A 24,057-nucleotide genomic window follows, 5' to 3' on the forward strand; every position below is an offset into this window, starting at 1 on the left:
GTGACGGAGCCGCACGACGACGATGTGCCGGGCGGGCTGAGCCCCGCGGAGCTCGGCATGTGGCAGGCGTTCCGGATCGGCGCGACCTACGACCTGAGCGCCGGGCATCCGGCCCTCGACGATCCGTTCTCGTCCCGCCCCTGGCCGCCCGAGCGCAGTGTCCGCGCGCGCGTGGTCGCGCTGCTGCTGCTCGACGGGCCGCCGGCACGGGCGGGGCGGGTGTCGGCGCTGAAGCTGCGCGGGGTGCGGATCACCGGGACGCTGGACCTGGCGGGCGGCACGGTCGCGCCGTACGTGGAGCTCCAGGGGTGCCGGTTCGAGAACGAGGTGGTGCTGCCGGAGTCGCGGTTCACGACGTTGCGCATGGTGGCCTGCGCGATCCCCCGGCTGGAGGCGGCACGGCTGCACACGGAGGGCGATCTGCACCTCCCCCGCTGCCGGGTGGAGCGGGGCGTCCGGCTGACGGACGCGCAGATCGGCACGGACCTGCTGATCAGCCAGATCCACGTACGGCCGGACCGGCGCGGCCGGGCGATCATCGCGGACGGCATGTCCGTGGCGCAGGACCTCCAGGCGGAACTGATCGAGACGTACGGGGAGTTCAGCCTGCGCGGCGCGAAGGTGGGCGTCTCGCTCAGTCTGCGCGGCAGCCGGCTGCGGGGCGCCGAGGGCCGGCGCGCGCTGAACGCGCCGCAGCTCAGCGTGGAGCGGACGCTGTACATGACGTACGCGTGGGTGAGCGAGAGCGTCGCCGAGACGGCGGCCGGGGCGACCCCTCCGCACGGGCTGGCGGATCTCCACACGCCCATGCGGGGCACCCGGATGCAGCCCTTCGAGTGCCACGGCGGGGTGCGGCTGGACGACGGCCGGTTCGGGGACGCGATCGACATGCACCAGGCCCGGCTGCTGCTGTCGCCGGCCCGTAAGGAGGAGCTGTCACTGCGCCGGATCGTCACACCGGAACTGCGGTTCACCTGCGAACGCCCGGAGGAGGGCCGGGTGGTGCTGAACGGCGCGAAGGTGGTGACGCTCATCGACCTGTGGGACAGCTGGCCGGGCCCCGGCGGGCTGGCGATGGGCGGCTTCGTGTACGAGAACCTCGTCCCGTACGGGCACTTCCCGCTCTCCCGGCGGCTGGAGTGGGTCGCGGCGGCGACACCGGAGTTCGCGCCCGAGCCGTACGAGCGGCTGGCGACCGTGCTGCGGAGCAGCGGCGAGGACGCGGACGCCCGTGAGGTGCTGCTCGCCAAGCAGCGCCGGCGGCGCGAGACGCTGCCGCTGGCCGCGAAGCTGTGGGGGTACCTCCAGGACTGGACGGTGGCGTACGGCTACCGTCCGGGGCGGGCGGCGCTGTGGATGGCCGTGCTGTGGGCGCTGGGCACCCTGGCCTTCTCCCGGTACGAGCCGGTGGCGATCAAGGGCGACGAGCACCCGAACTGGAACGCCGCGCTGTACGCGCTGGATCTGCTGCTGCCGGTGATCAATCTGGGCCAGGACGGGTTCTGGCGGCTGGCGGGGATGTGGCAGTGGCTGTCGGCGGTGATGATCCTGCTGGGGTGGATACTCGCCACGACCGTCGCGGCAGGCGCCTCACGTCTCCTGCGTCGCAGCTGACCCTCCCGCACCAGCGCCCGGTCGTTTTCTTTGCGCTCTCTTGGTGTTCGCCCCTACAACCATTCCGCCGCCACCAAAGCTTCACAGCAAGGCCCTGGCGCGGCTCCCACCTGCGGTTTTCAATGGTCCGCACCATGTCATTGCTGCGCGCCATCCTGGGACCCGCCCGCTCGGTCCGGCCCGCCCCGGCAGTCGCCGACGGACTGCCGCCGGACGACGGGGTACTGCTCGACGCGCCGGACGGGCGGCTCGCCCCGGCGCTGGTTTCGGCCGCTCTCGGCGACCACCGGCCGGCCGCCCGGCTGCTGGCCGCCACGCGCGACGCGGCGCGCTGGGAGGACAGGGACCGGTACGTGGTGCGGCTGGCCGCGTTCGCCCACGGGCGCGGCGAGTGGCTGACCCGGTGGCTGGAAGACGATCCCCGCGACGCGGACGCGTTGATCGTGGACGCCCAGCTCGCGGTGCGGCGGGCATGGGAGTCGCCCGCGCGGGCCGAGCGGCTGCGGGAGGTCGGGCCGCTGATCGACCGGGCGGCCGAGGCGGCGCCGCGCGATCCGGTGCCGTGGCGGGTGGCCCTGGACCACGCGCGCGGCACCCGGGCTCCGCACCGGGTCTTCGCCTCGCTGTGGGAGCAGGCGGTGCGGCGCGCCCCGCACCACTACGGCTGCCATGTGTCGGCGCTCGCGTACCTGTCGGCGCAGTGCTGCGGGGTACGGCGGGAGGCGGCCGACCCGTTCCAGGAGGCCGGGGCGCCGTTCCGGGCGCCGGGCGACACCTTCGTACCGGGCGACACGTTCCAGGCGAGGGGCGACTCGCCACGGGTGCCGGGCGACACGTTCCGGGTGCCGGGCGGCACCTTCGTGCCGGACGGTTCCTCGCGGGTGCCGGGCGGGCCCGCGCGGCCGGCGCACGGGGCGCACAGCGAGTGCTTCGACTTCGCCGAGCAGGCGGCGCTGGACGCCCTGCCCGACTCGCTGATCCAGGCCCTTCCGGTCCGCGCGGCGCTCACCCGGCTGGTCAACGGCGGTCCGGGCTGCGTACCGGCGGGCCGGGCGGACGCCGCGGCCGACCGGGCCATCCTGCTGTCGGCGCGGTACGCCCCGGGCGACCCGTGGCCTGCCGAGGTGCGCAACGTCCTGGCGTACGTCCTGGTCGGCCGGGAGCGCTGGGCGGCGGCACTGCACCAGTTCCGGCTGATCGGCCCGTACGCGACCTCGCTGCCGTGGGCCTCGCCCGGTCTCCCGTGGTCCCCGCCGGGTGACGACGCGCTCGGCCGGTTCCTCGACGCGCGTGACCGGGCACGCCTCGCGGCGGCGGCCGGGGTCCCGTCCCGCGGACGGGCCGGACGCGCTCGGTCGGGCGGCCATTACGCTTAGCGGCTGTGACCACCGCTCGCCTGCCACTCTTTCCGCTGAACGCGGTGCTGTTCCCGGGTCTCGTGCTGCCCCTGAACGTCTTCGAGGAGCGTTATCGCGCCATGATGCGCGAGCTCCTGAAGACGGACGACTCGCAGCCGCGCCGCTTCGCCGTCGTCGCCATCCGCGACGGCCGTGAGGTGGCGCCGACCGCACCGGGCCTGCCCGACCAGACCGCCATGCCGGAGAAGGGACCGGCGGCGGGCTTCGGCGACGACCCGATCGAGGCGTTCCACCGGGTCGGCTGCGTCGCCGACGCGGCGACGATCCGGGAGCGCGCCGACGGCAGCTTCGAGGTCCTGGCGACCGGCACGACCCGGGTGAAGCTGCTCTCCGTCGACGCGACGGGACCGTTCCTCACCGCCGAGGTGGAGGAGCTGGAGGAGGAGCAGGGCGAGGGCGCCGGGGCGCTCGCCGAAGGCGTACTGCGGGCGTTCCGCACGTACCAGAAGCGGCTGGCGGGAGCGCGGGAGCGGTCGCTGGCCAGCGGTACGGAGCTGCCGGACGAGCCGTCGGTGGTGTCGTACCTGGTGGCCGCGGCGGCGGTGCTGGACACGCCGGCGAAGCAGCGGCTGCTGCAGGCGCCGGACACGGCGACGCGGCTGCGGGACGAGCTGCGGATGCTCCGCGCGGAGACCGCCGTGCTGCGGCACCTTCCGTCGCTGCCGGCCGTCGACCTGACGCGCGCGCCGACGAGCCCGAACTGAGAGGCGCCACCGGGCGCGGCGGTGGTCGGGGCGGCGCCGGGCCGGGCTGAACCGCGCTGACCGATGCTCATGGAACGGACCGGAGGGGACCCTCGTATGGCGAAGAAGGCGAAGAAGCAGGCGGGCGGCACACCGGCGACGGTGGCCCTGACCACCGCCGGGACACCGTTCACCGTGCACGAGTACGCGCACGATCCGGCGTCGCCCTCGTACGGCGAGGAGGCCGCCGAGGCGCTCGGCGTCTCCCCCGAGCGGGTCTTCAAGACGCTGGTCGCCGACGTCGACGGCACGCTGACGGTCGCGGTGGTGCCGGTGGCGGGCCAGCTGGACCTCAAGGCGCTGGCCGCGGCGGTGGGCGGCAAGCGGGCGACGATGGCCGACCCCGCTGCCGCCGAGCGGACGACCGGCTACGTACGGGGCGGGATCTCACCGCTCGGGCAGCGCAAGAAGCTGCCGACGGTGCTGGACGCGTCGGCGTCGGGGCACGACACCATCTGCGTGTCGGCGGGACGGCGTGGCCTGGAGGTCGAATTGGCTCCGGCGCACCTCGCGGAGCTCACCGGCGCCGTACTCGCTCCGATCGGGCGGGCGTAACCCCTCGACGTGCCCCGCCCCCTCGGCTACGACGGTGGATACGGCACGCCGCGCACGCCTCGGGGAAGGGGACCCGCATGTCGAAGAGGACCCGCAAGCGCACCTGGCGGATCAGGAAGAAGCGCGCCAACCACGGCCGCCGCCCGGCCTGACCGGCGGCGGACCGTCAGGGCCGCGCGTCCCCCGGCGGCGGGGGCGGCGGCCCGAACGGACCGAGGTCCCAGTCGGGCTCCGGGTCCCGGGGCCCGAACAGGGCCGTGAGGGCCAGATGGACGACCATCGCCGCGACCGGCCAGGCCAGCAGCGCACCGTACGCGTTCAGCTCCAGCGGCGCCTCGAACGTGACGCCCTCCCCCACCGCCCGCGCGTGGGCCACCACGTCGTGCGTGGGCCCCAGCAGCGTGCCGATGCCCCAGCCGATGACCGAACCGAGCAGCCCGCCCAGCGCGAGGCCCAGCACCACGCCGATGCCGCCGTGCCGGCGGAGGAGGAACACGGCGGCCGCGCTCACCGCGCCGCAGACGAGGGCGATCAGTGTGAAGACACCGTCGGCGCCGACCGCGCCCTCGCCCTCCGTGTTCTCCAGGAACACCGCCCTGCCGTCCGAGACCAGCGGGATGCGCGGCGCGAGCCACAGCCACAGCAGCCCCAGCGCGACACCGAGGAGCGCCACGGCCCCGGTGACCAGGGCGCCCTGACGCACCTCGGCCGCCGTGTCGTGCGTCTCGTCCCCCAGCGCGTCCTCGGTGAACGGCCGGCGCGGCGGCCACGCGGGTCCGCCGTGAGGCGTCCCGGGCTCACCAGGCGCACCGGGCGTACCCGGCGTACCGCCGTGGGGCGTGCCCGGCACGCCGTCGTGACGCATGTCGTCGTTCGGCACGGTGTCTCTCGGAAGGTCGCCGGGTGGCTCGTTCGATGGCCGGTGAGGCGGCGTCAGGGGTGCGGTCACCCTGCCATCGTGCCAGGCGGCTCCCCGGCCCGCCTCACCGGATCACGGCGTCAGCGGACCGCGGCCCGCCGGTACGCCCAGGTGGCGACGGCCAGCGACACCACGCCGACGGCCGCGCAGACCGCGAGGTCCACGCCGACGGCCGCCCAGTCCGGCCGGGCGTCGAACGCCCGCGCCAGCGCCTCCACGCCGTACGTCGACGGCAGCAGGTCCCGCGCCCAGCCGATCGGCTCCGGCATCCGCTCGGCCGGCAGGACGCCCAGCAGCAGGGCCGCCGACATGCCGAGCTGGCCCAGCAGGGTGGCCAGCTCCTGCCGCGGGGCGAGCAGTCCCAGCGCGGCGCCCAGCCCGGCCAGCGCGGCGCCGGCCAGCGGGACAACCGCGACCAGCACCCACAGGTGGGTCATCGGCAGCTGGAACAGCACCGCACCGGTGACGGCGGTGACGACCGTGCCGGGCGCGGTGAAAGAGGCGTACGCGCCGGCCGCGCCGAGCACCACGGCGGCGGGCGGCACGGGGAGCGTGGCGTAGTGGTCGAGCCCGCCGCTCGCCCGTAGCTGTCCGAAGTACTGGGCGAGCAGGTTCAGCGCCACGAACGCGACGACGAGGACGGACGACCCGGCGACGACGGCCCGCGCCTCGGCGCCGCCGTCGACGACCCCGCGCATCAGGACCATGATCCCGATGGACTGGAAGGTCGCCACGAACAGCAGCGGGATCCGGGCGACCCGCGCCCGGGAGAGCTGGGCGCGGTAGACGGCGGCGAGCGCGGGCAGCAGCCGGGCACGCGGCGCGAGGGGCGCGGCGCCGCGCCCGGCCGCGTCCCGGCCGTACGGGTCCGACCGGCCGTCGGCGCCGGCCCCGGTATCGGCTCCGGTATCGGCTCCGGCGTCGCCGGGCCGGACGGCGCCGGGTGCCATGGCCTGTACGGGCAGTGTGCTCACCGGATGCCGCTCCTGTCCTCACCGACAGCTGTGTGCACGCCGTGGCGTACGTTCCCGCCGTGACCGGCGGCGCTCATACCGAGGTGTACGGGCACGCCCGCACCGGCGCTCATACCGTGGCCTACGCGCACGCCCGCACCGGCGCTCACTCCGTGCTCGCCCCGCAGGCCGCGCTCACCGGCGCTCATGTCATGTTCGCCGCTCATGCCCTGATGTTCGCCGCTCACGCCTTGACCAGCCCCTTCGCGGTGCCGCCCAGAGCCAGGTACACGTCCTCCAGGCTCGGCGTCGCGACCGTGAAGTCGTCCAGCGCCGCGAACGCCGCGCCGCCCGTCACCGCCGCCACCGCCGCGCGGGCCTCGTCCGGGGCGAGCCGCAGCGCCCACCGGCGCCCGGACTCCGTCGCCGAGCCGCGCAGCGCGGCGACCTCGGGGACGTCCAGCGGCGCGCGCTCCCGCCACACCAGCTCGACCCGTACCTCACCGGCGACGCGTTCCTTGAGCCCGGACGGCGTGTCGCAGGCGATCACCCGGCCGCGCTCCATGACGGCGACCCGGTCGAGGACCGTCTCGGCCTCGATGACGTTATGGGTGACCAGCAGCACCGTCGTCCCGTGCTCGGCGCGCCGCCGGTCGACGGCGGACCACACGGCGCGGCGGGCGACCGGGTCCATGCCGGTGGTCGGCTCGTCCAGGATGAGCACGGGCCGCTCCCCCACCAGCGCGGCGGCGAAGCAGGCCAGTCGGCGCTGACCTCCGGACAGCTTCTTCAGGGGCCGGCCCGCGAGCCCGGTCAGTCCCAGCTCGTCCAGGACGCCGTCGCGCTCGGCGCGCGCGTCCCGGGCGGTGAGGCCGCGCAGCCGGCCGGTGGTCTCGGCGGCGAGCGCGACGGTCAGCTCGTCCAGCGCGGTGGACTCCTGACCGAGGTAGCCGACGAGGCGGGCGGCGCGGTCCGGGTGGCGTACGAGGTCGTGGCCGAGCATCTCGACGGTGCCTGAGTCGGGGCGCATCAGCCCGGTGAGCTGGCGGACGAGGGTGGACTTGCCGGCGCCGTTGGGGCCGAGCAGGCCGAAGATCTCACCGCCGCGCACGTCCAGGCAGACGCCGTCGGTGGCCCGGATCGCGGGGGTCGCGGGCGTGCCCCGGCGGGCGCGCGTGGCGGGGTACGTCTTGACCAGATCCCGCACCACGCACACCGTACTCACGAGGGATGAGCCTAAGGGGTCGGACCGTCCGGAATGCGGCCGGGGCGCCGATTCGCCCCCGGCCGTGGTCCCGGCGGCCGGCCCGCTACTCGCCGGGCGCGGTGTGCCCCGCCGCCGCGCGGACGTCGATCTCGCGCCAGAAGCCCGCGCGGATCGCGTACCGGTCGTGCTCGTCGATCTGGTCGTCCTTGTGGGCGAGGAGTCCGAACCTGGCCGCGTACCGCAGGAGTTCTCCGTCGATGCGGTGCGGGATGCGCGGGTACATCGTGGACAGCTTCTGCACATGGTTCTGGTCGGGGAGCCGTTCCATCCAGCGCCGGGCGAAGACCTGGCCCACCTCGTAGGGGTCGCCGCCGACCGTGGTGATGTCCTCCTCGCGGTCAGCCCAGCGCTGCTCGGCGCTGGTGAGCTGGGCGAGGGTGGGCAGTGAGGCGGTCTCGGGCGGTTCGCCGAGCTGGCCGCCGGGGCGTTCGACCCAGCCCCGGTCCGATGACCAGCGGAGGGTGGCGTTGGCGGGCGCCGGCGGGGCGGGCTGGTGGGCGGGGGCGCGGAGCCCCGCGAGGTCCTTGGGGGTCGGTACGCCCTTGGGGCCGGCGGCGGGCGCGGCCACGGCGGCCTCGGCGGTGCCGTTCCGTTCGGTGGGCGCGGGGGCGGCGGGCGCGGGGGTGCCGTTGCGGGTGGGCGGGGGCGCGGCGGCCTCGGCCGCGCGTTCGGCGGCTCGTTCGGCGGCGGACGCGGCGAGAGCGGACTCGGGCAGCGGCGCGGAGAGGATGGCGGCGATCTCGGGGCGCGGGACGGGCGGCGGGGCGCAGATGCCGCTGAGGTCCTTGGCCCGGACCGCGCGGGTGATCCACTGCCGGTCGAGTACGCGGCGTTCGTCGGCCTCGGCGACGAGGTCCTCCGACTGGTTGTAGTCGCCGTCGGCGGCCTGGACGGCCCACAGGTGGACGGCGACCCCGTGCTCCTTGGCGGACATCAGCCCGGGGAGCAGATCGCCGTCGCCGGTGACGAGGACGACATCGGAGCAGGCGCGGTTTCTGGCCAGTTCGGTGAGTTCGGCGTGCATCGCGGCGTCGACGCCCTTCTGCGCCCAGCGGCCGTCGCTGCGGGTCAGGGCGCCGAGCCGGACGGTGACCCGGGGCATGACGCGGAGCCTGCGGTGCTCCGGCTGGGGGACCCGGTCGGGAGCGCCGTCGAACCAGTAGATCCGCAGCAGCGGCTGCTGGGTGTCCGCCTCGGCGCGTTCGCGCAGCCCCTGGATGAGGGCCGCGTGGTCGACGGTGATCCGGGAGCGGGCCGGTTCCCCGGCGAGAAGGCTGGCGGCGGCGCCCAGCAGATAGCCGGCGTCCACGAGAACGACGCAGCGGTCCACGTGTTCCACCCTCTTTCGGGAACCTCGGGATCGGGAGGTGCTTCGGGTTCCTTCGAGTCTGCCCGACTGCCGGAAGGTTGACGGCCGGAACTCGATCATCGGCGTGGCGGATCACCGTACGCCTTCCGCAGGAGTCACGACTACGGTCCGCAATGATCCAAAATGCGCGGCTTGTACGGGTGTGTGAGTCTGAACGCGGCCCTGGCCCCTACACCCCCACGGAGGAACACCATGGCCAAGAACAAGAAGCAGGACCGAAATCAGCAGAAGGCGTCGCCCGCCGAGCGAGGCGCTCAGCAGGCCAAGAGCACGTCGATGGAGTCGCAGGCCGAACAGCGCATGACGCATGTGACCCCGGCCGACATCGCGCACAAGGGCCGCCAGAAGAGGTTCGGCCACAACTGACGCGCAGTACGCCGGAAGGGGCGCGCCCGTGACGACGGGCGCGCCCCTTCCGCGTGCGTACGCACCGGGCACCCCCGGGTGCGCCGTACCGGCCGGTGCGTCGGCGTGGTGTCAGCCGGCCAGGCAGGACGGGCCGAGCAGCACCTTCAGGTCGCCGAAGAGGGCCGGGTCGGGCTGGACCCGGTGCCGGTCGAGCCGGAGCACGGTGGTCTTGCGGGGGCCCTGGAGCTTGATCCGGACCTCCGTGTTGCCCTTGTGGTGGCTGAGGATCTCGCCGAGGCGGCTGACCATCGGCGGGGTGACCTTCACGGTGGGGATGGTGAGGACCACGGGGGCGTTGGTGCCGGCCGACGACAGATCGGGGACCATCAGCTCCATCGCGACCAGCCGGGGCACGTCCTCCCGCTTGTCGAGGCGGCCCTTGACGAAGACGACGGTGTCCTCGACGAGCTGTGTCGACACCAGTTGGTACGTGGCGGGGAAGAACATGCACTCGATGGAGCCGGCCAGGTCCTCGACGGTGGCGATGGCCCAGGCGTTGCCCTGCTTGGTCATCTTGCGCTGGAGGCCCGAGATGATGCCGCCGATGGTGACGACCGCCCCGTCGGCGTGCTCGCCGCCCGTGAGCTGGGCGATCGCCGCGTCGGCCTTGTCGGACAGCACGTGCTCGATGCCGAACAGGGGGTGGTCGGAGACGTACAGGCCGAGCATCTCGCGCTCCTGCGCGAGGAGGTAGGACTTCTCCCACTCGATGTCGGAGAACTCGACGTCGAGGCCGAAGCCCGGCTGGTCGGTCTCCTCCTCGCCCATGCCGCCGAAGAGGTCGAACTGCCCCTCGGCCTCCTTGCGCTTGACCGCGACCACATTGTCGATCATGGGTTCGTGGTGGGCGACGAGGCTCTTGCGGGTGTGGCCCATCTCGTCGAATGCGCCCGCCTTGATGAGCGACTCGACGGTGCGCTTGTTGCAGACGACGACCTCGACCTTGTCGAGGAAGTCGGGGAAGGAGGAGTACTTCCCCTTCGCCTTGCGGCACCTGATGATCGAGTCGACCACGTTCGTCCCGACGTTCCGCACGGCCGACAGACCGAAGAGGATCACGTCGTCGCCCTGCGCGGCGAAGTTCGCCTCGGACTCGTTGACGTTGGGCGGGAGCACCTTGATGCCCATGCGCCGGCACTCGTTCAGGTAGATCGCGGACTTGTCCTTGTCGTCCTTGACCGAGGTGAGCAGCGCCGCCATGTACTCGGCGGGGTGGTTGGCCTTGAGGTAGGCGGTCCAGTAGGAGACGAGGCCGTACGCGGCGGAGTGGGCCTTGTTGAAGGCGTAGCCGGCGAACGGGACCAGCACGTCCCACAGGGCCTGGATGGCCTCGTCGCTGTAGCCGTTCTTCTGGGCGCCTGCCTGGAAGATGGTGAAGTTCTTCGCCAGCTCGTCGGGCTTCTTCTTGCCCATGACGCGGCGGAGGATGTCGGCCTCGCCGAGCGAGTAGCCGGCGATGATCTGGGCGGCCTTCTGCACCTGCTCCTGGTAGACGATCAGGCCGTAGGTGACGTCCAGGACCTCCCTGAGCGGCTCCTCCAGCTCGGGGTGGATCGGGGTGATCTCCTGCTGCTTGTTCTTGCGCAGCGCGTAGTTGGTGTGCGAGTTCATGCCCATCGGGCCCGGCCGGTAGAGGGCCGAGACGGCGGAGATGTCCTCGAAGTTGTCGGGCTTCATCAGCCGCAGCAGGGACCGCATGGGGCCGCCGTCGAACTGGAAGACGCCGAGGGTGTCGCCGCGCTGGAGCAGTTCGAAGGTCGTGGGGTCGTCGAGCGGGAGGCTCAGGAGATCGATGTCGATCCCCTTGTTGGCCTTCACCATCTTGACGGCGTCGTCCATGATCGTGAGGTTGCGCAGGCCCAGGAAGTCCATCTTCAGCAGGCCGAGCGACTCACAGCTCGGGTAGTCCCACTGGGTGATGGTGACGCCGTCGGTGTGCCTGACCCAGACCGGGACGTGGTCGGTGATGGTCTCGCTGGACATGATCACGCCGGCGGCGTGCACGCCCATCTGCCGGACCAGGCCCTCCACGCCGCGGGCGGTGTCGATGACCTTCTTCACGTCCGGCTCGTTCTCGTACATCGACCGGATCTCGCCCGCCTCGCTGTAGCGGGGGTGGGAGGGGTCGGTGATGCCGGAGAGCGGGATGCCCTTGCCGAGGACGTCGGCGGGCATGGCCTTGGTGAGGCGGTCGCCCATCGCGTACGGGTAGCCCAGCACGCGCGCGGAGTCCTTGATCGCGTTCTTGGCCTTGATGGTGCCGTACGTGCCGATCATGGCGACCTTGTCGGCGCCGTACTTCTCGGTCACGTACCTGATCACCTCGACGCGCCTGCGCTCGTCGAAGTCGATGTCGACATCGGGCATGGAGACGCGCTCGGGGTTGAGGAACCGCTCGAAGATCAGTCCGTGCGGGATGGGGTCGAGGTCGGTGATGCCCATCGCGTACGCCACGATCGAACCGGCCGCGGAGCCTCGGCCGGGGCCGACGGCGATGCCGTTGTTCTTGGCCCACATGATGAAGTCGGCGACCACGAGGAAGTAGCCGGGGAACCCCATCTGGATGATGACGTCCATCTCGTAGTCCGCCTGCCGCTGGCGGTCCTCGGGGATGCCGCCGGGGAAGCGGCGCTCCATGCCGCGCCGGACCTCCTCCTTGAACCACGTGACCTCGGTGTGGCCCTCGGGGATGTCGAACTTCGGCATCAGGTCGCGCTTCTCGAACATCCCGGTGGTGTCGATCTGCTCGGCGACCAGGAGGGTGTTCCTGCACCCCTCCTGCCAGGCGTCCGACGAGTCGATGGCGTACATCTCGTCGGTGGACTTGAGGTAGTAGCCGGTGCCGTCGAACTTGAAGCGGTCCGGGTCGGAGAGGTTCTTGCCGGTCTGGATGCACAGCAGCGCGTCGTGCGCGCCGGCCTCGTGCGCGTACGTGTAGTGCGAGTCGTTGGTGACCAGCGGCGGGATGCCGAGCTTCTTGCCGATCTCCAGCAGGCCGTCGCGGACGCGGCGCTCGATCTCGATGCCGTGGTCCATCAGCTCCAGGAAGTACCGGTCCTTGCCGAAGATGTCCTGGTACTCGGAGGCGGCCTTCAGGGCCTCGTCGAACTGGCCGAGGCGCAGCCGGGTCTGGAGCTCGCCGGAGGGGCAGCCCGTGGAGGCGATGAGCCCCTCGGACCACTGGGCGATGGTCTCCTTGTCCATACGCGGCCACTTCTGGAGCCAGCCCTCCTTGTACGCGTCGGAGGAGAGCCGGAACAGGTTGTGCAGGCCGGTGGCGTTGGCCGCCCAGATCGTCTTGTGCGTGTAACCACCGGAACCGGAGACGTCGTCGCGCTTCTGGTGGGGCTGGCCCCACTGGATCTTGCGCTTGTTGCGCCGGGACTCCGGCGCGACGTACGCCTCGATGCCGATGATCGGCGTGATGCCCGCCTTCTTCGCCGAGTGGAAGAAGTCGTACGCCCCGTGCAGGTTGCCGTGGTCGCTCATGGCGATATGGGTCATGCCCATCTCGCCGCAGGCGTTGAACATGTCCTTGAGCCGCGCGGCACCGTCCAGCAGCGAGTACTGGGTGTGCACGTGAAGGTGCGTGAACGGCGGCTTCGACACGGCTGCGGCCTCCGGGGGTCGGGAGAAGGGGACAGCTCGGAAGTCTACGTCTCGCGACCGACACCCGGCGGGCACTCGCGGCGGCGGCCGGGCGTTGGAGGGGGCGGAACATCCGTCCGTTTTGTCATGCACGCCGTCAGCGGCGTGCACGTCTGGAGGCAGCCCGCGATGACGGTCCCGCAGTCCCCCGCCGAGGAGCGCGGCGAACAGATCCTCGCCGTCTTCGGCACCGCCTTCGGTGAGCTCCTGGCCGCCGACCCGGCCGCGTTCCGGATCAAGTTCCGCAAGATGGCGGCCTCCGCCTTCGCCTTCTACCGGGGCTCGGCCTGCCTCTTCTACGCGGATCTGGACACCGGGCGGCAGAACGGCGGGCCGTATCTGGACGACCGCACCGGCCGGGTCTGGATCCACGGCGACCTGCACGCCGAGAACTTCGGCACGTACATGGACGCCAACGGCCGGCTGGTGTTCAACGTCAACGACTTCGACGAGGCGTACGTGGGGCCCTTCACCTGGGACCTGAAGCGGCTGGCCGCCTCGCTGGCGCTGCTCGGGTACGCCAAGGCGCTCGGCGACGAGCAGATCGGCGACCTCGTGCGGATCTTCGCCGCCGCCTACCGCGAGCGGGTGCACGCGCTGGCGACGGGCGCCCGGGGCGAGGAGCCCGCGCCCTTCACGCTCGACACCGCCGACGGCCCGCTGCTGGACGCGCTGCGCGCCGCGCGCTCGCTGACCCGGTTCGGGCTGCTCGCCGGCATGACCGAGATCCGGGAGTTCGAGCGCCGGTTCGCGCCGGGCGACGGGACGGTCGAGCTGGACGCGGCGACCCGCTACAAGGTGCTGGCCGCCTTCGACGGCTACCTGGAGACGCTGCCGGAGTCGAGCCTGGCCCGCCCCGACTCGTACCGGGTGAAGGACGTCGTGGGCCGGCGCGGGGTCGGCATAGGGTCGGCCGGCCTGCCGTCGTACAACATCCTGCTCGAAGGCAACAGCGACGCCCTGGAGAACGACGTCGTGATCTACATGAAGCAGGGCCAGACCCCGGCGGTCGCCCGGCACGTCACCGACCCGGCGGTCCGCGACTACTTCCACCACGAGGGGCACCGCACCGTCATCTCGCAGCGGGCCCTCCAGGCGCACGCCGACCCGTGGCTGGGCTGGACCGAGCTGGACGGCGCGGGCCAGCTGGTCGCGGAGATCTCCCCGTACGCCGTGGACCTGGACTGGTCCGATATCGACGACCTCCCGATGATGGCCGCGACCGTCGCCGACCTCGGGCGGGCGACGGCCACCATGCACGCGGCGGCGGACGACCAGAGCGGCCACTCGCTGGTGCCGTTCTCCACGGAGCGGGCGATCGACGCGGCGATCGCGGCCGACGAGGAGGGCTTCGGGGAGCTCCTGGTGGACTTCGCACACCGCTACGGCGCGCGGGCGCGGGCGGACCACCAGATCTTCGTGGACCTGTTCCGCAACGGCCGCATACCGGGCCTGTAGGGCGCCCGGCGGCCGGGGCCGCCCGGGGCGCGGAGCCGAGGCCGCCCGGGGCGCGGAGCCGAGGCCGCCCGGGGCGCGGAGCCGAGGGCGTCCCGGGCCGAAGCCGAGCGGCGTCCCAGGCGGAAGCCGAGGGCGTCCCGGGCGGAAGCCGGGCGGGGACCTGCGGGGTCTTCTCGGGCGGGGCCGGAGGGGGCACCTTAGGCATCGCTTATCCATGGGCATGGCACACTCTTGCGGCGATGGAGGACATGACAGGGACGCGGCTCAGAGGGCTGCGGGCGGCGATCTTCACGGCACTGGTCGTGACGCTGTCCGTCGCCTCCCATGTGCTGCTGTCCGGAGTTCCTCTGCCGCTCGCCACCGTCGGCCTCGTCACGGCCGGTGTCTACGCCGTGGCGTACGCGACCGCGGGGCGCGAGCGCGGCTACTGGCGCATCGCGGGGCTGTTCGTCCCGTTGGAGCTGGCGGCCGACACGGTCTTCACCACCGGGCAGCACGCCTGTTACGGACCGGCCGGCGGGCCCGTCGCGGGCTCCCTGCGCTCCTTCGGCGTCGACGTGCTGTGCGGCGGCACGGGCCCCGGCGCGAGCGCGGGCGCGGGCACTCTGGGCGCCGGACTCGCCGGTGCCGTCACCCCCGCCGACCGGATGGCCTCGCTGCTGCACTCGCCCGACCCCGCGGTGCCGTGGCTGCTGCTCGCCGCCCATGTCGCGGTCGGCCTCTTCGCCGCCGCCTGGCTGCGGCGCGGCGAGAGCGCGCTGGCCCGGCTGCTGCGGTCGGCGGCTGCTCTCACGCTGCGGCCGCTGCTGGTCGCGTTCGCCGCCGTGGGGGCGCCCCGCTTCCGGGTACGGCGGGCCGCGCCGCCCGCGAGCCGGCCCCGGTCGTCCCGTACGCGCCTTCTCGTGCACTCCGTCGGACGGCGGGGACCGCCGCGCACGGCTCTCGCCGCCTGAGCCGGCAGTCCCGAACCCCCTTTTCTTTTCACGATCCATCGACGGAGAGCATCACCATGAGTTCACGTAACAGCAAGGCCAACAAGGCGGCGGCGCGCGAGCGGCTGCGCGAGGAGCGCGAGCGTCAGGCCAAGAAGGAGAAGGCGCGCCGGCAGCTCACCGTCGCCCTGTCGGCGGTCGCCGTGCTGGCGCTGGCCGGCGGTATCGGCTACGCCGTCGTGCAGGCGGGCAAGCCGTCCGCCTGGGACGCGGCGAAGGACGCGAAGAGCGTCACGGCGCCCAGGAACACCTCGGGCGAGAACGGCACGACGGTCGTCGTCGGCAAGCCGACCGCGAAGAAGACGCTGGAGGTGTACGAGGACGCGCGCTGCCCGGTCTGCGGCATCTTCGAGCAGCAGGTGGGCGAGACGATCGAGAAGGACGTCGAGGCCGGCAAGTACAAGCTCCGGTTCATCGGCGCGACGTTCCTCGACAACTCCGACAACGGTGAGGGCTCCAAGAACGCGCTGTCGGCCATGGGCGCCGCGCTGGACGTCAGCCCGGAGGCGTTCCTGGACTTCAAGGCGGCGCTGTACTCCGCGAAGTTCCACCCGGAGGAGCCGCAGGACAAGTTCGCCAAGGACGCGTACCTGCTGGAGATCGCGGACACCGTTCCCGCGCTGAAGAACAACGCGGCGTTCAAGAAGAACGTCGAGGAGGGCACCTTCGACGCCTGGGCGATGAAGATGTCCGAGACGTTCGACAAGAGCGGGGTGACGGGTACGCCGACGCTGCAGATGGACGGCAGGAAGGTGACCGACGAGGGCGGCCAGAACTCCCCCATGACGTCGGCCGAGTTCACCAAGGCGATCGACAAGGCCCTTCAGGGGTAACGCCGCTGGTGACGACCCCACGGCCGTCGGCCAACGGGCAGGCGAACTTACCGGTTTTCGCCTGCCCGTCGGCCTTACTGATCAGTAATCTGATCGGCCGTGACCAGTCGAAACGTTTCTGCTCCAAGCCGTCGTGCCGTTGTCAAGGCCGCGGCCACCGCCGCCGTCGCGGTTCCCGTCATCGCCCCGGCCGCCTCCGCCGTCGCCGCCACCCTCTCCCCCGCGTTCCTCCACGGTGTCGCCTCCGGCGATCCGCTCTCCGACGGCGTCCTGCTGTGGACCCGGGTGACCCCGACCGACGACGCGGTCCCGGGTTCCGGCAAGGGCCCGGACACCGAGGTGAGATGGGAGGTCGCGGAGGACAGCGGCTTCGCCAGGACCGTCGCCCGCGGGACGACGGTCGCGACCGCCGCGGCCGACCACACCGTCAAGGTGGACGTCCGCGGTCTGCGTCCGGCGACCGCGTACTACTTCCGCTTCACCGCCGGTACGGCCGTCTCGTCCGTCGGCCGTACCCGCACCACCCCGGCCGCCGACGCCGTGACGCCCGGCGTCCGGTTCGGTGTGGTGTCCTGCGCCAACTGGGAGTCGGGCCACTTCGCCGCGTACCGGCATCTCGCCCGGCGCGCGGACCTGGACGCCGTCCTCCATCTCGGCGACTACATCTACGAGTACGAGAGCGGCGGCTACCCCAAGCCGGACAAGGTCGTACGGCAGCACCAGCCCCGGCACGAGATCGTCACGCTGGCGGACTACCGGCTGCGGCACGCCACGTACAAGACGGACGGCGACCTCCAGGCGCTGCACGCCGCGCATCCCGTCATCGCCATCTGGGACGACCACGAGTTCGCCGACGACACGTGGTCGGGCGGCGCGGACAACCACACACCCGGCGCGGAGGGCGAGTGGGCGGCCCGGATGGCCGCCGCGAAGCAGGCGTACTTCGAGTGGATGCCGGTGCGCGCCTCCACCGAGGGCACCGTCTACCGCCGGCTGCGCTGGGGGAAGCTGGCGGATCTCCATCTGCTGGACCTGCGTTCGTTCCGCTCGCAGCAGGCGTCCATAGGCAGCGGCAAGGTGGACGACCCGGACCGGACGATCACCGGCCGCGCCCAGCTGGACTGGCTGAAGTCGGGGCTTTCCGCGTCCGACACCACCTGGCGGCTGGTGGGCACATCGGTGATGATCTCGCCGGTCGCCTTCGGGGCGCTGCCGGCCGATCTGCTGGAGCCCGTCGCGGAGCTGGTGGGGCTGCCCAAGGAGGGGCTGGCCGTCAACGTGGACCAGTGGGACGGCTACACGGACGACCGCAGGGAACTGCTCGCCCACCTCGACACCCGGGCCGTCCGCAACACGGTGTTCCTCACCGGCGACATCCACATGGCGTGGGCGAACAACGTGCCGCTGAAGGCGTCGACGTACCCGCTGTCCCGGTCGGTGGCGACCGAGTTCGTGGTGACGTCGGTGACCTCGGACAACCTGGACGACCTGCTGAAGGTCGCGCCGGGCACGGTGTCGGCGGTGGCCGCCACGACGATCAAGGCCGCCAACCGCCATGTGAAGTGGATCGACATGGACCACCACGGGTACGGCGTACTGGACGTGACCGAGGAACGCTCGCAGATGGACTACTACATCCTCGCGGACCGGACGGATCCGGGCTCCTCGTCGTCATGGACCCGCTCCTATCGGACGCCGAGTGGAACGCAGAAGGTCGAGCGGGTGTACACGCCGGTTCGCTGACCGGTAGACAAGGGCGATTTTCAGCCAACCTTCGGTGTGTTAACGCAAGATCACACAGCCGTGGCGGGTGGTGTGTTCCGTAGATCGAATACGGACACACCACCCCTGCGGGGTGGCTGGTTCGTTACGTGCGGATCTCAACACCCGGAACGCACCGAAGGATTTCTCCCCGATGTCTCCATTTCCTCAACGATTGATTGGGCTGGAACGCCCCTCAACAACATCTGACATGGCCACGTAATCTCCCCGCGGTGGCGAGGAAGGTCCTCTCCACAACCCCCCGCGAGGAGTCACCATGCGTGCTCTTGCCCGAATATCTCCGCGTTCGCACCGCCGTGCCCTCGGCAGTGTGGTGCTGGCCGGAACTCTGGCGCTGTTCCCGCTCTCCGCGCCCATGAGCGCCGTCGCCGCCGACGCGCCCCTGGCCGCCGCCGAGGACTGCGCCGAGGACACGCACACGACCTCCTCCGCGCGCGAGTCCCGGCCGGGCGCCATCGACGCGCACGAGCCGAACGAGGTCACCGCGGCCAAGGCCGAGGCCATGCAGGCGGACCTCCAGAAGAGACTCAAGGAGGCCAAGGCCAAGGGCCTGGACAGCGGCCGGTTCGACACCGCCGCCACGACCACCGTGCCGGTCTACTTCCACGTCATCCACGACGGCGCCAAGGGCAAGCTGACCGCCACCGACATCAACAGCCAGATGTCCGTGCTCAACAGCGCCTTCGGCGGCCAGGGCACCGGCAACAGCGACTCGGGCTTCCAGTTCTCGCTGGCCGGCACCACGTACACGGACAACGCGTCCTGGTACAACCTGAGCTCCGGCTCCACCGCCGAGAAGGAGATGAAGTCCACGCTCCGCCAGGGCGGCCCCGGCGCGCTGAACTTCTACACCGCCAACCTCGGCGGCGGCCTGCTCGGCTGGGCGACCTTCCCGTCCTCGTACAAGTCCAACCCGTCCATGGACGGTGTCGTCGTCCTCGACGCGTCGCTCCCGGGCGGCACGGCCGCCAACTACAACGAGGGTGACACCGCCACCCACGAGGTCGGCCACTGGATGGGCCTGTACCACACCTTCCAGGGCGGCTGTAACGGCCAGGGCGACTACGTCGCCGACACCGCGGCCGAGAAGAGCCCGGCGTACCAGTGCCCGACGGGCCGCGACTCGTGCGCCCGCCAGACCGGTGTGGACCCGATCCACAACTTCATGGACTACACGTACGACTCGTGCATGTACCAGTTCACGGCCGGTCAGGTGACGCGCATGCAGGAGCACTGGACCGCGTACCGCGCCGGCTGACCGCCGGCCGCCGGTGCCCGGTGCCGCGTCTCCGCGGCACCGGGCACCGGCATGACCGGATCCGTCAGAGCGAGTCCAGGAACCCCAGCGCCGTCCGCCAGGTCCGCTCAGCGGCGTCCTCGTCGTAGTCCGGCAGGTCCGGGTCGGTGTACAGATGCCCCGCGCCCTGATAGCGGTGGACCTCGACGTCCGCACCGGCCTTCCGCATCTGCAGGTACCAGGCGTTCAGCCAGTCGTCCGGCTCGAACGGGTCCGGGTCGGCGACGTGGAGCTGTACCGGCAGCCCGTCCGCCGACGCGTTCCCCGCCAGGTCCGACGTACCGTGCAGGAGCAGCAGCCCGCGCGCCTTCTCGTCACCGAGCGCCAGCGTCTGCGCGATCGCCGCGCCGAGCGAGAACCCGGCGTACACCAGGCCCCGCTCCGAGTAGGGCGCCGCGGCCATGACGGCCCGCTTCAGGAGCTCCTCCCGCCCGACGCGGTCCTTGAGCTCCCCGGCCTCCTCCATCGTGTCGGCGGTTTGACCGCCGTAGAGGTCGGGCACGTGCACCTGGTGCCCGGCCGCGCGAAGCCGGTCGGCGGCGGCGTGGACGGCCGGGCGAAGACCGTAGACCGAGTGGATGAGCATGATCTCCATGCGGCCATCCTGCCACTCGGGAACCCAGCGGATAGCGTCGGAGGAATGGAAAACGTGCTGCGCCCGGTGATCGTCCTCGGTGGTTCGATCGTCGTGATGCTGGTCGTGGGCTGGCTGGCCGACCTGCTGCTGCGGCGGGCCGACGGGCGACACCCGGAGACCCCGCTGTGGGGCCTGCTGCGCCGCTGCCGGCTGCCCCTCCAGGTGGTCCTGCTCGCGGCGGCGCTGCGCGGCTCGTACCGCCAGACCGGGTGGCGGGTCATCGAGGAGCACGAGGTCGGCATCGGCCGGGGGCTGACGCTCGTGCTGATCGGGGCGAGCGCCTGGCTGGTGGTCCGGATCGCCTCGGCGGTCGTCGAGTCCACCTACGCCCGGTACGCCGCGTCCAACCGCGACCCCGCCCGGGTCCGCCGGGTCAGGACGCAGGTGACGCTGATCATGCGGATCGTCACGGCGGTCGTCGCGGTGGTGGCCGCCGCGGCGATGCTGCTGACGTTCCCCGACTTCCGCGCCATCGGTACGTCGATGCTGGCATCGGCGGGCATCCTCGGCATCGTGGCGGGCGTCGCCGCACAGTCCACGCTCAGCAATGTCTTCGCCGGCTTCCAGATCGCCTTCGGCGACATGGTGCGCATCGGCGACACCGTGGTGGTGGACGGCGAGTGGGGCGTGGTGGAGGAGGTCACGCTGACCTTCCTCACCGTACGGACCTGGGACGAGCGCCGGCTCACCATGCCCGTCTCGTACTTCACCGGCAAGCCGTTCGAGAACTGGTCGCGCGGCGGTGCCCAGATCACCGGCACGGTCTTCTTCCACCTCGACCACGCCGCGCCGGTCGGCCTGATGCGCGAGAAGCTCCACGACATGCTGCGCGAGCACCCCGCCTGGGACGGCCGGGGCTGGTCGCTCGCGGTCACGGACACGACGCCCAGCACGATGCAGGTGCGGGCGGTGGTCACCGCGAAGGACGCCGACGACGTGTGGACGCTGCGCTGTGCCGTACGGGAGCAGCTGATCGCCTGGCTGTACGAGCACCACCCGTACGCCCTGCCCCGCGTGGCCACCTCGCCTGCGCCCGACCGGGACGACCGGGACGCCGGCCGCGTCCGCCGCGCCGACGACTGACGGGCGCTCAGTGCAGGCTGCGGACGTCGAGCTGCCGCAGCACCCGGTCCACGACCTCCGGGTCGGTGCCCGGCTCGCTCCGCGCGGCCAGCACCTCGTGGCGGGCGGCCGACATCAGCTCCCGCTGGACGCGCCGCACCGCCTCGAACCGTTCGGCCCGCCGCGTGTACGCCTCCCTGCGCTCCTCGTCCACCATGTCGGGGCTGATCCGCGCCCCCACGTCGTACGCGACCCGCTGGAGCCGTTCCTGGAGGTCCTCCGGCAGGTCCTCCACCTCGCCGATCTCCTTCAGGCGCCGTCTGGCGGCGGCCGCGGCGCGCACCGCCAGGCGTCGCTCCTGTTCCCGCTCCGCGTCCGTGTCGGCCCGTACGCCGAGCCGTCCCACCAGCCACGGCAGGGTCAGGCCCTGGCACAGCAGGGTGGCGAGGATCACGCAGAACGCGAGGAAGACGATCTCGTCCCGGCCGGGGAACGGCTCGCCGGCGTCCGTGTGCGCCGGGATCGCGAGCGCCAGCGCGACCGACGCCACGCCCCGCATCCCCGACCACCACATGACGACGGTCTCGCGCCATGACACGGGGATCTCCTCGTCGTAGTCGCGCCGGGTGTGCAGCCGTTTCGCCAGCCATGTCGCGGGCAGCAGCCACAGCAGGCGTACGCCGACGACGGTCGCGACGATCAGCGCGCCCCAGCCGAGCATCCGCAGCTCGCGCCCCTGCGACGTGCCGAAGACGGCGCTCAGTTCGAGGCCGATCAGCCCGAAGGCGACACCGGTGACGAGGGTGTCGACGATCTCCCAGAACGTGCGCCCGGTGATACGGCCCATCACGTCGTCGGCGTCGACGGCGTGTTCGGAGAGATGGAGCGCGGTGACGAGGACGGCGAGGACACCCGAGCCATGCGTCTCCTCGGCCAGCACGTACGCGACGAACGGCACGAGCAGGGTCAGCCCGGTCTGCAGCGTGGCGTCCCCGAGGACGCCCATCAGCCAGGCGGTCAGCCTCGCGAGCACCAGCCCGACGACCACGGCGACGACGGCCGACAGCAGGAGTTCCAGACCCGCGTCCGTCCAGGAGAACGCGGAGCCGACGACCGCCCCCACGGCCACGTGGTACAGCACGATCGCCGTCACGTCGTTGAACAGGCCCTCGCCCTCCAGGATGGACACGAGCCTGCGGGGCAGCCCCAGCGACCCGGCGACGGCCGTCGCCGCGACCGGGTCGGGCGGGGCGACGAGCGCGCCCAGCGCGACGGCGGCGGCGAGCGGCAGACCGGGCACGACGGCGTGCGCGACCGAGGCGACCACGGCGGTGGTCACGAAGACCAGGGCCACCGCCAGCAGCAGGATCGGCCGCTTGTTCGCCGCGAACTGCCGCCAGGACGTGCGCTGCGCCGTCGCGTACAGCAGCGGCGGCAGCACCAGCGGCAGGATCAGCTCGGGCGGGAAGTCGACGTTCGGCACGAACGGCAGCAGGGCCAATACGACCCCGCCGAGCGTCATCAGGACCGGCGCGGGCAGGCCGACGCGCTCACCGAGCGGTACGGTCACCAGCGCGCCGAACAGCAGCACCAGCAGCAGAGCCAGCTGTTCCACGGGTGCGCCCTCCGCCCGCTCATGACGCGACGATCAGGGTTCCCACCCTGCCACGCGGGTCAGAGCGCGCGGCGCATCGCGAGGTGCGGGATTCCCGCGTCGAGGAACTCCGGGCCGTACGCCTCGTAGCCGAGCCGCTCGTAGAAGCCGAGCGCCTGGGTCTGGGCGTGCAGGTCGACGGCGGTGAGGCCGCGCGTCCGCGCCGCCTCCTCTATGGCCCGCACCAGCGCCACGCCCACCCCGAGACCGCGGGCGGCCTTCGTCACGGCGAGCCGGCCCAGCGAGCCGACGCCCTCGGCACCGCCCGTCTTCCCCGCCGCGTCGGCGCCGTGCAGCAGCCGTCCGGTGCCCAGCGCGGTTCCGTCGGCCCCGCGCACGGCGAGGACGTGCACGGCGGTCGCGTCGTACGCGTCGTACTCGATCTCCTCGGGCACGCCCTGCTCACCGACGAACACGGCGCGGCGGACGGCGAACGCCGCCCGCCGGTCCGCCTCGGTCACGGCCTCCCGCACCTGGAACGGGCTCACGCGCTCTCCGCCTCGATGGTGTCCAGCGCGTGCTGGAGGTCCGCCGGGTAGCCGCTCGCGAACTCGACCCACTGGCCGTCCGCCGGGTGCTCGAAGCCGAGCCGCACCGCGTGCAGCCACTGCCGGGTGAGGCCGAGGCGCTTGGCCATCGTCGGGTCCGCGCCGTACGTCAGGTCGCCGACGCAGGGGTGGCGGTGCGCGGACATGTGCACGCGGATCTGGTGCGTACGGCCCGTCTCCAGCTTGATGTCCAGCAGCGAGGCCGCGCGGTACGCCTCGATCAGGTCGTAGTGGGTCACCGACGGCTTGCCGTCGGCGGTCACCGCCCACTTGTAGTCATGGTTCGGGTGGCGTCCGATCGGCGCGTCGATCGTGCCGCTCAGCGGGTCCGGGTGGCCCTGGACCAGGGCGTGGTAGCGCTTGTCCACGACCCGGTCGCGGAACTGCTGCTTCAGCAGCGTGTAGGCGCGCTCCGACTTGGCGACGACCATCAGCCCGGAGGTGCCGACGTCCAGCCGGTGCACGATGCCCTGGCGCTCGGCGGCACCGGAGGTGGAGATCCGGTACCCGGCCGCGGCGAGCCCGCCGATCACCGTCGTCCCGGTCCACCCCGGGCTCGGGTGCGCGGCCACCCCGACCGGCTTCATGATCACGACGATGTCGTCGTCGTCGTGGACGATCTCCATGCCCTCGACCGGCTCGGCGACGATCTGCACGGGCGCCGGTGCGCCGGGCATCTCGACCTCCAGCCAGGCACCGCCGCTCACCCGCTCGGACTTGCCGACCACGGCGCCGTCGACCTGGACCTTCCCGGCGGCGGCGAGCTCGGCCGCCTTGGTGCGGGAGAACCCGAACATACGGGCGATGGCGGCGTCGACACGCTCACCCTCAAGGCCATCGGGAACGGGCAGCGTACGGATCTCCGGAATCGTGCTCACCCGTCGAGTATGCCTTGTCGGC

General features: G+C 72.2%; 21 protein-coding genes. 11 read left to right on the forward strand and 10 right to left on the reverse strand.

All coding sequences use genetic code 11. From position 1 onward, the window contains the following. The 4 genes from ACGF5U_RS01320 (at position 1) to ybaK (ending at position 4,330) form a co-directional block, all read left to right on the forward strand. A complete protein-coding gene (locus ACGF5U_RS01320) occupies positions 1-1,614 on the forward strand; it encodes an oxidoreductase (RefSeq protein ID WP_392714004.1) in 1,614 nt (537 codons plus the stop codon). A 134-nt stretch (positions 1,615-1,748) separates the two neighbouring features. Next, on the forward strand, positions 1,749-2,990 hold the full coding sequence (locus ACGF5U_RS01325) for a hypothetical protein (RefSeq protein WP_392714002.1): 1,242 nt from the start codon (positions 1,749-1,751) through the stop codon (positions 2,988-2,990). Between the two features lie 5 nt (positions 2,991-2,995). Continuing rightward, positions 2,996-3,736 (forward strand): LON peptidase substrate-binding domain-containing protein, encoded by a 741-nt coding sequence (locus ACGF5U_RS01330; protein WP_392714000.1) that lies wholly within the window; start codon positions 2,996-2,998, stop codon positions 3,734-3,736. A gap of 96 nt (positions 3,737-3,832) precedes the next feature. Beyond that, positions 3,833-4,330 (forward strand): Cys-tRNA(Pro) deacylase, encoded by a 498-nt coding sequence (gene ybaK, locus ACGF5U_RS01335; protein ID WP_392713998.1) that lies wholly within the window; start codon positions 3,833-3,835, stop codon positions 4,328-4,330. Between the two features lie 166 nt (positions 4,331-4,496). Here the strand turns inward: ybaK and ACGF5U_RS01340 are convergent, their stop codons facing one another. The 5 genes from ACGF5U_RS01340 to ACGF5U_RS01360 all read right to left on the reverse strand — a co-directional run bounded on the left by ACGF5U_RS01340 (position 4,497) and on the right by ACGF5U_RS01360 (position 8,808). Next, the gene (locus ACGF5U_RS01340) at positions 4,497-5,279 is read right to left on the reverse strand and encodes a DUF2567 domain-containing protein (RefSeq protein ID WP_392713997.1); all 783 of its coding nucleotides are present in this window, start codon (positions 5,277-5,279) and stop codon (positions 4,497-4,499) included. A 50-nt stretch (positions 5,280-5,329) separates the two neighbouring features. Beyond that, positions 5,330-6,199: an ABC transporter permease gene (locus tag ACGF5U_RS01345; RefSeq protein ID WP_392714399.1), complete on the reverse strand. Its 870-nt coding sequence runs from the start codon at positions 6,197-6,199 to the stop codon at positions 5,330-5,332. Positions 6,200-6,219: 20 nt separating this feature from the next. Continuing rightward, positions 6,220-6,429, reverse strand: a complete 210-nt coding sequence (locus ACGF5U_RS01350) for a hypothetical protein (protein WP_392713995.1) — start codon at positions 6,427-6,429, stop codon at positions 6,220-6,222. A gap of 17 nt (positions 6,430-6,446) precedes the next feature. Continuing rightward, positions 6,447-7,427 (reverse strand): ABC transporter ATP-binding protein, encoded by a 981-nt coding sequence (locus tag ACGF5U_RS01355; RefSeq protein ID WP_392713993.1) that lies wholly within the window; start codon positions 7,425-7,427, stop codon positions 6,447-6,449. Positions 7,428-7,512: 85 nt separating this feature from the next. Continuing rightward, positions 7,513-8,808 carry an NYN domain-containing protein gene (locus tag ACGF5U_RS01360; protein WP_392713991.1) on the reverse strand — a complete coding sequence of 432 codons (1,296 nt, stop codon included), beginning with the start codon at positions 8,806-8,808 and terminating at the stop codon, positions 7,513-7,515. 222 nt (positions 8,809-9,030) lie between these two features. Between ACGF5U_RS01360 and ACGF5U_RS01365 the strand changes: the two genes are divergently transcribed. Further along, positions 9,031-9,204, forward strand: coding sequence for a hypothetical protein (locus ACGF5U_RS01365; protein WP_392713989.1), 174 nt, complete (start codon positions 9,031-9,033; stop codon positions 9,202-9,204). Between the two features lie 111 nt (positions 9,205-9,315). Here the strand turns inward: ACGF5U_RS01365 and dnaE are convergent, their stop codons facing one another. After that, positions 9,316-12,855: a DNA polymerase III subunit alpha gene (dnaE, locus tag ACGF5U_RS01370; RefSeq protein ID WP_392713987.1), complete on the reverse strand. Its 3,540-nt coding sequence runs from the start codon at positions 12,853-12,855 to the stop codon at positions 9,316-9,318. Positions 12,856-13,023: 168 nt separating this feature from the next. On the opposite strand from dnaE, the gene ACGF5U_RS01375 reads away from it, so the two are divergent. From ACGF5U_RS01375 to ACGF5U_RS01395, 5 genes are all read left to right on the forward strand, one after another. Continuing rightward, positions 13,024-14,352 (forward strand): DUF2252 domain-containing protein, encoded by a 1,329-nt coding sequence (locus ACGF5U_RS01375; protein ID WP_392714397.1) that lies wholly within the window; start codon positions 13,024-13,026, stop codon positions 14,350-14,352. A 239-nt stretch (positions 14,353-14,591) separates the two neighbouring features. Further along, complete coding sequence (locus ACGF5U_RS01380) at positions 14,592-15,305, forward strand: hypothetical protein (RefSeq protein WP_392713985.1); 714 nt, start codon at positions 14,592-14,594, stop codon at positions 15,303-15,305. Between the two features lie 56 nt (positions 15,306-15,361). Continuing rightward, a complete protein-coding gene (locus tag ACGF5U_RS01385; protein WP_392713983.1) occupies positions 15,362-16,177 on the forward strand; it encodes a DsbA family protein in 816 nt (271 codons plus the stop codon). 99 nt (positions 16,178-16,276) lie between these two features. Continuing rightward, positions 16,277-17,920 (forward strand): alkaline phosphatase D family protein, encoded by a 1,644-nt coding sequence (locus ACGF5U_RS01390; protein ID WP_392713981.1) that lies wholly within the window; start codon positions 16,277-16,279, stop codon positions 17,918-17,920. Between the two features lie 295 nt (positions 17,921-18,215). Then, entirely contained in the window at positions 18,216-19,217 is a 1,002-nt protein-coding gene (locus ACGF5U_RS01395; RefSeq protein ID WP_392713979.1) for a zinc metalloprotease, read from the forward strand. Between the two features lie 64 nt (positions 19,218-19,281). Here ACGF5U_RS01395 and ACGF5U_RS01400 read toward each other — a convergent pair whose 3' ends face one another. After that, positions 19,282-19,851: a dienelactone hydrolase family protein gene (locus ACGF5U_RS01400; RefSeq protein WP_392713978.1), complete on the reverse strand. Its 570-nt coding sequence runs from the start codon at positions 19,849-19,851 to the stop codon at positions 19,282-19,284. Positions 19,852-19,896: 45 nt separating this feature from the next. On the opposite strand from ACGF5U_RS01400, the gene ACGF5U_RS01405 reads away from it, so the two are divergent. Then, complete coding sequence (locus ACGF5U_RS01405; protein ID WP_392713977.1) at positions 19,897-20,976, forward strand: mechanosensitive ion channel family protein; 1,080 nt, start codon at positions 19,897-19,899, stop codon at positions 20,974-20,976. A 7-nt stretch (positions 20,977-20,983) separates the two neighbouring features. On the opposite strand, the gene ACGF5U_RS01410 is transcribed toward ACGF5U_RS01405, so the two are convergent. The 3 genes from ACGF5U_RS01410 to ACGF5U_RS01420 are packed head-to-tail and all read right to left on the reverse strand — an operon-like array spanning position 20,984 to position 24,035. After that, on the reverse strand, positions 20,984-22,570 hold the full coding sequence (locus ACGF5U_RS01410) for a Na+/H+ antiporter (protein ID WP_392713976.1): 1,587 nt from the start codon (positions 22,568-22,570) through the stop codon (positions 20,984-20,986). Positions 22,571-22,629: 59 nt separating this feature from the next. Further along, positions 22,630-23,097, reverse strand: a complete 468-nt coding sequence (locus ACGF5U_RS01415; protein ID WP_392713974.1) for a GNAT family N-acetyltransferase — start codon at positions 23,095-23,097, stop codon at positions 22,630-22,632. Next, positions 23,094-24,035: an RluA family pseudouridine synthase gene (locus ACGF5U_RS01420; RefSeq protein WP_392713972.1), complete on the reverse strand. Its 942-nt coding sequence runs from the start codon at positions 24,033-24,035 to the stop codon at positions 23,094-23,096. Before ACGF5U_RS01420 ends, ACGF5U_RS01415 begins: the two co-directional genes overlap by 4 nt. Positions 24,036-24,057: the final 22 nt, after the last annotated feature.

This window comes from Streptomyces sp. NPDC047886, assembly GCF_043204435.1.
Lineage (GTDB): Bacteria > Actinomycetota > Actinomycetes > Streptomycetales > Streptomycetaceae > Streptomyces.

What these genes read in the sequence shown, in the direction of transcription:
- ACGF5U_RS01405 (WP_392713977.1), top strand. Translation starts at nt 19,897, where the DNA reads ATGGAAAACGTGCTGCGCCCGGTGATCGTCCTCGGTGGTTCGATCGTC.
- ybaK (WP_392713998.1), top strand. Translation starts at nt 3,833, where the DNA reads ATGGCGAAGAAGGCGAAGAAGCAGGCGGGCGGCACACCGGCGACGGTG.
- ACGF5U_RS01380 (WP_392713985.1), top strand. Translation starts at nt 14,592, where the DNA reads ATGGAGGACATGACAGGGACGCGGCTCAGAGGGCTGCGGGCGGCGATC.
- ACGF5U_RS01395 (WP_392713979.1), top strand. Translation starts at nt 18,216, where the DNA reads ATGCGTGCTCTTGCCCGAATATCTCCGCGTTCGCACCGCCGTGCCCTC.
- ACGF5U_RS01385 (WP_392713983.1), top strand. Translation starts at nt 15,362, where the DNA reads ATGAGTTCACGTAACAGCAAGGCCAACAAGGCGGCGGCGCGCGAGCGG.
- ACGF5U_RS01345 (WP_392714399.1), bottom strand. Translation starts at nt 6,199, where the DNA reads ATGGCACCCGGCGCCGTCCGGCCCGGCGACGCCGGAGCCGATACCGGA.
- ACGF5U_RS01375 (WP_392714397.1), top strand. Translation starts at nt 13,024, where the DNA reads ATGACGGTCCCGCAGTCCCCCGCCGAGGAGCGCGGCGAACAGATCCTC.
- ACGF5U_RS01350 (WP_392713995.1), bottom strand. Translation starts at nt 6,429, where the DNA reads ATGAGCGGCGAACATGACATGAGCGCCGGTGAGCGCGGCCTGCGGGGC.
- ACGF5U_RS01400 (WP_392713978.1), bottom strand. Translation starts at nt 19,851, where the DNA reads ATGGAGATCATGCTCATCCACTCGGTCTACGGTCTTCGCCCGGCCGTC.
- ACGF5U_RS01325 (WP_392714002.1), top strand. Translation starts at nt 1,749, where the DNA reads ATGTCATTGCTGCGCGCCATCCTGGGACCCGCCCGCTCGGTCCGGCCC.
- ACGF5U_RS01365 (WP_392713989.1), top strand. Translation starts at nt 9,031, where the DNA reads ATGGCCAAGAACAAGAAGCAGGACCGAAATCAGCAGAAGGCGTCGCCC.